The organism is Pseudomonas sp. URIL14HWK12:I12 (assembly GCF_003097135.1).
Taxonomy (GTDB): Bacteria; Pseudomonadota; Gammaproteobacteria; order Pseudomonadales; family Pseudomonadaceae; genus Aquipseudomonas.
Map to the genome: position 1 here is coordinate 522,248 of NZ_QEQL01000004.1, position 6,319 is coordinate 528,566.

General features: G+C 55.6%; 6 protein-coding genes. 2 read left to right on the plus strand and 4 right to left on the minus strand.

What is annotated here, in order from left to right:
- Positions 1 to 13 precede the first annotated feature (13 nt).
- Positions 14 to 1,297, plus strand: a complete 1,284-nt coding sequence (locus F474_RS15155) for a mechanosensitive ion channel family protein (protein WP_097084793.1) — start codon at positions 14 to 16, stop codon at positions 1,295 to 1,297.
- Between the two features lie 194 nt (positions 1,298 to 1,491).
- Positions 1,492 to 2,076 carry a DUF1349 domain-containing protein gene (locus F474_RS15160; protein ID WP_097084792.1) on the plus strand — a complete coding sequence of 195 codons (585 nt, stop codon included), beginning with the start codon at positions 1,492 to 1,494 and terminating at the stop codon, positions 2,074 to 2,076.
- A 165-nt stretch (positions 2,077 to 2,241) separates the two neighbouring features.
- On the opposite strand, the gene F474_RS22980 is transcribed toward F474_RS15160, so the two are convergent.
- From F474_RS22980 to F474_RS22690, 4 genes are all read right to left on the minus strand, one after another.
- On the minus strand, positions 2,242 to 3,147 hold the full coding sequence (locus tag F474_RS22980) for a DUF6708 domain-containing protein (RefSeq protein WP_256577724.1): 906 nt from the start codon (positions 3,145 to 3,147) through the stop codon (positions 2,242 to 2,244).
- A gap of 99 nt (positions 3,148 to 3,246) precedes the next feature.
- Positions 3,247 to 4,026 (minus strand): DUF6708 domain-containing protein, encoded by a 780-nt coding sequence (locus F474_RS23295; protein WP_371919429.1) that lies wholly within the window; start codon positions 4,024 to 4,026, stop codon positions 3,247 to 3,249.
- Between the two features lie 207 nt (positions 4,027 to 4,233).
- Positions 4,234 to 4,752 carry a DUF6708 domain-containing protein gene (locus F474_RS15175; RefSeq protein ID WP_256577864.1) on the minus strand — a complete coding sequence of 173 codons (519 nt, stop codon included), beginning with the start codon at positions 4,750 to 4,752 and terminating at the stop codon, positions 4,234 to 4,236.
- 241 nt (positions 4,753 to 4,993) lie between these two features.
- Positions 4,994 to 6,319 (minus strand): hypothetical protein (locus tag F474_RS22690; RefSeq protein WP_177430791.1); only part of this gene is annotated, 1,326 nt, incomplete at its 5' end.

The following is a 6,319-nucleotide window of genomic DNA, read 5'->3' on the forward strand; positions in this document are numbered from 1 at the left end:
CGCAGGCTTACCCATGCAAACCCTATGGCTCCAGCTCCAGGCCCTCTGGGCCATCTTCGACCGTCATCCTTTGCTACAAGCCGCAATGGGCCTGGCTGTGCTGCTGGTGGTGGCCTGGGGCTGCGGGCGCCTGATGCGCCTGCTGCTGCAACGCGCAGCACGGCTGCTGGCGCGGCAGCTCAACCTGAACTGGGTCGAAGACCTGCGCCACAACAAGGTGTTCCTGCGCCTGGGGCAGATGGTGCCCTCGCTGGTAGTGCAGTTCGGCCTGGCGCTCGTGCCTGAGCTCAACGCCAGCCTTGAACATGTGCTGGGCAACGTGGCGCAGGCCGTGACCATCCTGTTCCAGGCCCTGGCCCTTGGCGCGCTGCTCAACGCCCTGCTCGACATCTACGCGCGCACCGAACACGCCCGTACCCGCTCGATCAAGGGCTACGTGCAACTGGCCAAGATGATGCTCTACGTGTTCGCCAGCATCATCATCGTCGCCACCCTCATCGACCGTTCGCCCCTGCTGCTGCTCTCGGGGCTCGGCGCGATGTCGGCGGTCATCCTGCTGGTCTATAAAGACACCCTGCTCTCCTTCGTCGCCGGCGTACAGCTCACCAGCAACGACATGCTGCGCGTGGGCGACTGGATCGAAATGCCCCAGGTAGGGGCAGACGGCGATGTGGTCGACATCACCCTGAACACCGTTAAGGTGCAGAACTTCGACAAAACCATCGTCTCGATCCCCACCTGGCGCCTGATGAGCGAATCCTTCCGCAACTGGCGCGGCATGCAGCAGGCCGGCGGGCGCCGCATCAAGCGCAGCCTGTTCATCGACGCCAGCAGCGTGCGCTTCCTGGCGCCGGAAGAACAAACCACCTTAGGCGAAGTGCGCCTGCTCACCGACTACGTCGCCCGCAAGCAGGCAGAGCTGCAGGCGTGGAACGAGGCCCAGGGCAAGGTGGCCAACCGCGCGGCTAACCAGCGGCGGATGACCAACCTGGGCACCTTCCGCGCATTCGCCCTGGCGTATTTGAAAAGCCACCCCGATGTGCAGCCGAACATGACCTGCATGGTGCGGCAGATGGAAAGCACCCCCCAGGGGGTGCCGATCGAGGTGTACTGCTTTACTCGAACCACCGTGTGGGCAGAGTACGAACGGATACAGGGGGATATTTTCGATTATCTGCTGGCGGTGCTGCCAGAGTTCGGGTTGGTGTTGTATCAGCAGCCCAGCGGGGCGGACATGAGAGTGGGGTTGGGTGCCAGGGCGGCTGAGGGCGAAGCCGGCTCGGTGCAGACGAACTGATCAATCTGTGAGTGTGAATACCCAACGTGACGGGGCGCTCCGCCAAAGGGCCGTAAACCTACCAGGGTGTTTGCAAGCCGGCCTGAGGCCCTTTTCGTACCCTGCGCCCCGCATCGATTTTATATAGGCTTGCAGAGCGCTTTGCCGAGTGGCGCGTACCCTCTGCACTTATCCGTAAAGCAAGGAGCCTTGAAATGGATATAGATTTCACCCGTGGGCGCTGGCTGAACCCTCCTACCCTGTCGGAAGTTTCCAAACACAGCCTTACGATAACGACCGATGAAAAAACGGATTTCTGGCGGGAAACTCATTACGGCTTTACGCGTGACACCGGTCATTTCCTCGGAGTAACCACTCCAGACGGGTTCACAGCCAAAATCCGCATCCAGGGCGCCTTCCGGTCGCTCTACGACCAAGCAGGCTTGATGGTGCGTATCGACGAGCGACGTTGGGTGAAAACCGGCGTCGAGTTCACAGACGGGGAGGCTTTTCTCAGTACCGTTGTCACCAACGGGCAGTCGGACTGGTCGGTCTCGCAACCTTTCAAGGCGCTTGAGGACTTTTATCTGCGCGTCACGCTGGCGGCAGGCACCCTGCGTATTCAGGCATCCCGCGACACAAGGGTCTGGCCGCTTCTGCGGCTAGCGCCCTTCCCGGTGGCTGATGCCTATCAAGTGGGCCCCATGGCCTGTACCCCGGAACGAAGCGGCTTGAAGGTCATGTTCTCGGAATTTGAAATCAACCCAGCGATCACGCAAGACCTTCACGATTTGTCCTAGGTATTGACCCAGCAGTGCCGCAGGGGAACCAAACGTCAATGTGCGATCGCAAATGCCATACACCGTGTTCATACCTCATTCGGCCTCATTCACACTGCCAGCACGGGGTATGTCCACAACCTGGGGCCTTATGGCCCGTTTGAGCAGCACCGCTGGGCGGCGGGTTCACGGTGCGGTCGTAGACTCCAGATCAATGTCATCGGGCCATTTCACCTTGGGCGCCCAGCGGCGGAATGGGCTGTACCAAACCAACTCGTTGGGGTCGCGTGGGGTATCGAACGGCGGGAGGGCGTCGGGGCCTTTTTCCATGTAGGTGTGGACGTAGAGCCAGGGGTCTTCGGACGCGTTGTTGTACGTCATGCGAAATCGGTCGATTACTTCGTTCGTGCCGGGTTTGACGATGGAAAGGGTAATACCGTATTGGTAATTGGACCCTGCGCTGTAACAGAAAAACTCTGCACGAACTTGTGACCAGTCGTAGACGGCGATGTCGATGGGCCAAGGGCTGAACAGAGGTAACCAGCGAGGCTTGAAGTTATACGCGTAGATTTTTTGGCGTGCACGATTGAAGCGAATGGGTTCATTCAATGGTGTGCGTAGATCGACTCTCAGCAGGGGTATAGATAAAAATACAATCAGTGGAATTACCAGAAAAAAGAAAAGACCTTCTTCTTGCTCGAATATTCGCCATTCCACGATCAGATCGTATATCAGCAAAGGCATGAGTATCAATACTGGTGCTGTGCAAAGTGTCAACCAGCCCCTGCAGAACAAGCTCATTCGCGAGATCTCTATAAAGTTCTGGTTTCCCATATTGAAAACACCGCGATGTGGAAACTCACACTCGGCGGTGTTACTGTGCTTGCCCGGAGCGACCAGATCTTTTTTCCAGCCTTTGCAAGGTGGTATCAACAATGGGGATGGTCTAGGGGGGCGCCTGCGAAATAAGCTCATGGATTTTCCTGCTTTGAACGTGCTGATTGGCCGGATATCTATATAATCCAGACAGGTCGATACTCCTAGATGGGCCAAATATTTGCTTGCTGTACTAAGGTTATTGTTGACGCGCATGTACTTAATCAACCCAGCAAAGAGAAAACCATAATAGCGAGCGCCATAGAACAGGTTGATTTCTTAAATTCGTTTATACAGAAATCACTATCAGTACTTTCAGGGTGCAGTGGTGGACTCGTGATCGATATCCTCGGGCCATTTCACCTTGGGCGCCCAGCGGCGGAAGGGGCTGTACCAGACCAACTCGTTGGGGTCGCGTGGGGTATCGAACGGCGGAAGGGCGTCGGGGCCTTTTTCCATGTAGGTGTGGACGTAGAGCCAGGGGTCTTCGGAAAGCGTGTTGTAAATCAAGGGGAAGCGATCAATGACTTCGTTTGTGCCCGGTTTCACGATTGCGAGCATCGTGCCGCACCTGTAGTGCTCGCCGGCCCCGCGCGCCCAAAGCTCCGCTCTGACCTGTGACCATTCGTAGGCGACGATTTCAACGGGCCATGAACCCCAAGGATTCCACCCACAGTGTTTGAAGTTGTACGCATAGACTTTTTGACGCGCCCGATTGAATCGAATGGGTTCGTTTCGGGGGGCGCTGAAATCCAATCGGTATGCCATCATGGCTGTGAAGCTCATAGCCACCATGCAGAGTATGTCGATCGTCAGCGAAGTGATATTCAGCGAAAGGACGTGACGGTAAGTCATTTGTGCTATAGGTGGGCATGCGGGCAGCATTAACAGTAGTAGTAGTACGCCAAAGCCGCGAAAAGAAAAACTATGTCTTGGGACCTCAACGTATATGTCATTTCTATAAAGAGGGTATTCCGCATTTTGCGGGGTGCGGTGAGCAACGGCTCTCGGTGCAGCCAAGTCAGCTTTCCAACCCTTGCTCGGGGGCAGTAGGGCTGGAGTCCTTACAGGTTTATCAGGTTGTTGGGAAAGCATGAAATTCACTACTCGATGTGATGGTCAGTGGCTGCGAGTGGTATGTGGCATCGGGCCAGAAGTTAACTACCATCTCCACGGATTTCAGACGGTGCTTTTTCTCAGTAGTATCCCCCATCCCCATCATCCCCAACGGCGCCCACTCCACCCCCGCCAGGGTCGAGGGCATTTTTATACGCGAGGATGAGGCAGTTCGGAGTAGTGATGTCAAGGAGCCGTTGTCGACTCGCGGTCGATGTCCTCCGGCCATTGCACCTTCGGCGCCCAGCGGCGGAATGGGCTGTACCAAACCAACTCGTTGGGGTCGCGTGGGGTATCGAACGGCGGAAGGGCGTCGGGGCCTTTTTCCATGTAGGTGTGGATGTAGAGCCAGGGGTCTTCAGAAAGCGTCTCGTAAATCAAGGGGAAGCGATCAATGACCTCGTTTGTGCCCGGTTTTACGATTGAGAGCATCGTGCCGCACTTATGGTGCTCGCCGGCCCCGCGCGACCAGAGCTCCGCTCTGACCTGTGACCATTCGTAGGCGACTATCTTAACGGGCCATGACCCCCAAGGATTCCACCAGCACGGTTTGAAGTTGTACGCATAGACTCTTCGACGCGCGCGATTGAATCGGATGGGTTCATTTCGGGGGGCACTGAAAATGGGTCGATAGCTGAGCATGACCGTATAGCTCATCATCGCGGCGCACACTAAGTCTAAAAGCAGTTCGAGAGTGTTCATCATGATGAGATGGCGATAGATATCATGCGTAAGATAAACGGCCGCCACCAAACTTGGTATGAGGAACAGTATTCCTATGCCCCGGAGTGAAAAGGTATGCCTCGGTACTTCCACGTATACCGAATTTCTATTTAAAGGGTAGTGCGCATTTTCTACCTCGCTGTGAATGGGAGACCCAGGGGAGGGCAAGTCAGCTTTCCAACCCTTAGAAGGAGGCAAAAGCTTGGGATTTGCTGCTGGCGAATCAGGCGGTAGGGAAAACATGAAATTCACTGGTCGAAAGTACGATGAGTGGTGGTGAGCCATTGGTAGCGTCTATCCAATACTTCACCCTTATTTCCAAGTGGGTCAACGAGTGAAACTCCCTAAGCAGTATCTCTCCCCTTACAAGCAAGCCATTATTTTCGAAAACTTCTTGCGATTTAATTTTATATTTTCCTTGATCCTGTTCGGCTACCCCGCTTATATCGCTGAGAAAAAAATCCTCCCCGCTTCCGGATTTAGCTATCATCGCCTCAAGCTTTTCGGGGAGACTGGCGTCATATATTTCGAAAGAATAAGCTGAAATGCTCTTGTCGTAATTTGGCAGCTTTATCATGTAGCCTAAAATGTCCCGCTGGGTAAATTCAGGGCCACCAACCAAAACAGGTAACTGCGCGCCTGGAGAAGTCTCTTTGCTTATGAATGCCGATTGTTTTAGGGTATACGCGGCTGCACCTACATAAGCCACATTAAGCTCATTCAGTGCGTGTGTTAATTGCTCGGCCGTGAGCCAGTATCTACTGGATTCAGGTAAGCCCCAAAGGCATTTTCTTACCCAAATTTCTACCGGCGTAGACTCGTTGGATCTGGCCTGCGAGGTTAGGCCATAAGTGAACAGCGCTATGAACAGCCCGAAACCTAATGCTCCTAATAAAAAACCTCCAAGGAAAGCTGCATAAAATAATAGCACTGCTGAGCCTATGGCAGAGAAACTTGCAACTCTATATCGCCGGGCGGCTTTATGGTCACCCGCCAACCGAAGACGAATCGCCGTAATGTGATATTGCACTCCCTCCAAAACTCCAGCGAGCGCAGCTACAGATCCTCCCGTTTTAACCAGTGCTTTACCTATGGATAGCGAACTTTCACGAAAGATAGTCGTGCCCCCCTTCACCACAAACCCCGCCGCCTCAACCCCCATCCCAATCACCCCCAACGTCGCCGACCCCACCGCCGCCAGCGCCTCCGCGCGTTCATCGCTGGCCACCTCCAACAACGCCTTGTGGTTGCGCATCAAGCTGTCCTGCTGAAACCACAACCCCCCCAAACTCAGCAGCATCGGCGCTGTACCCGGCCGGTAGCCGCCCACTGCGTCCTGCAAATCCCACAAGGCATTTCTGGCGAGCAATTGCGCGGCCGAGGCGTTGATCTTGAGTGCCTGTACGCTGTTGGCCAGGTCTTGTTGCAGCCCACCCAGCCCCAGGCCGATGGCGCGCACGTTGGGCATTGCGCCGTTGCGGGCGCGTTCGGCCAGCTGGGTGAGCCTGGCCTTGAGGGCGCCGGCGCTTTCCAGCGTCCAGAGGGTGAC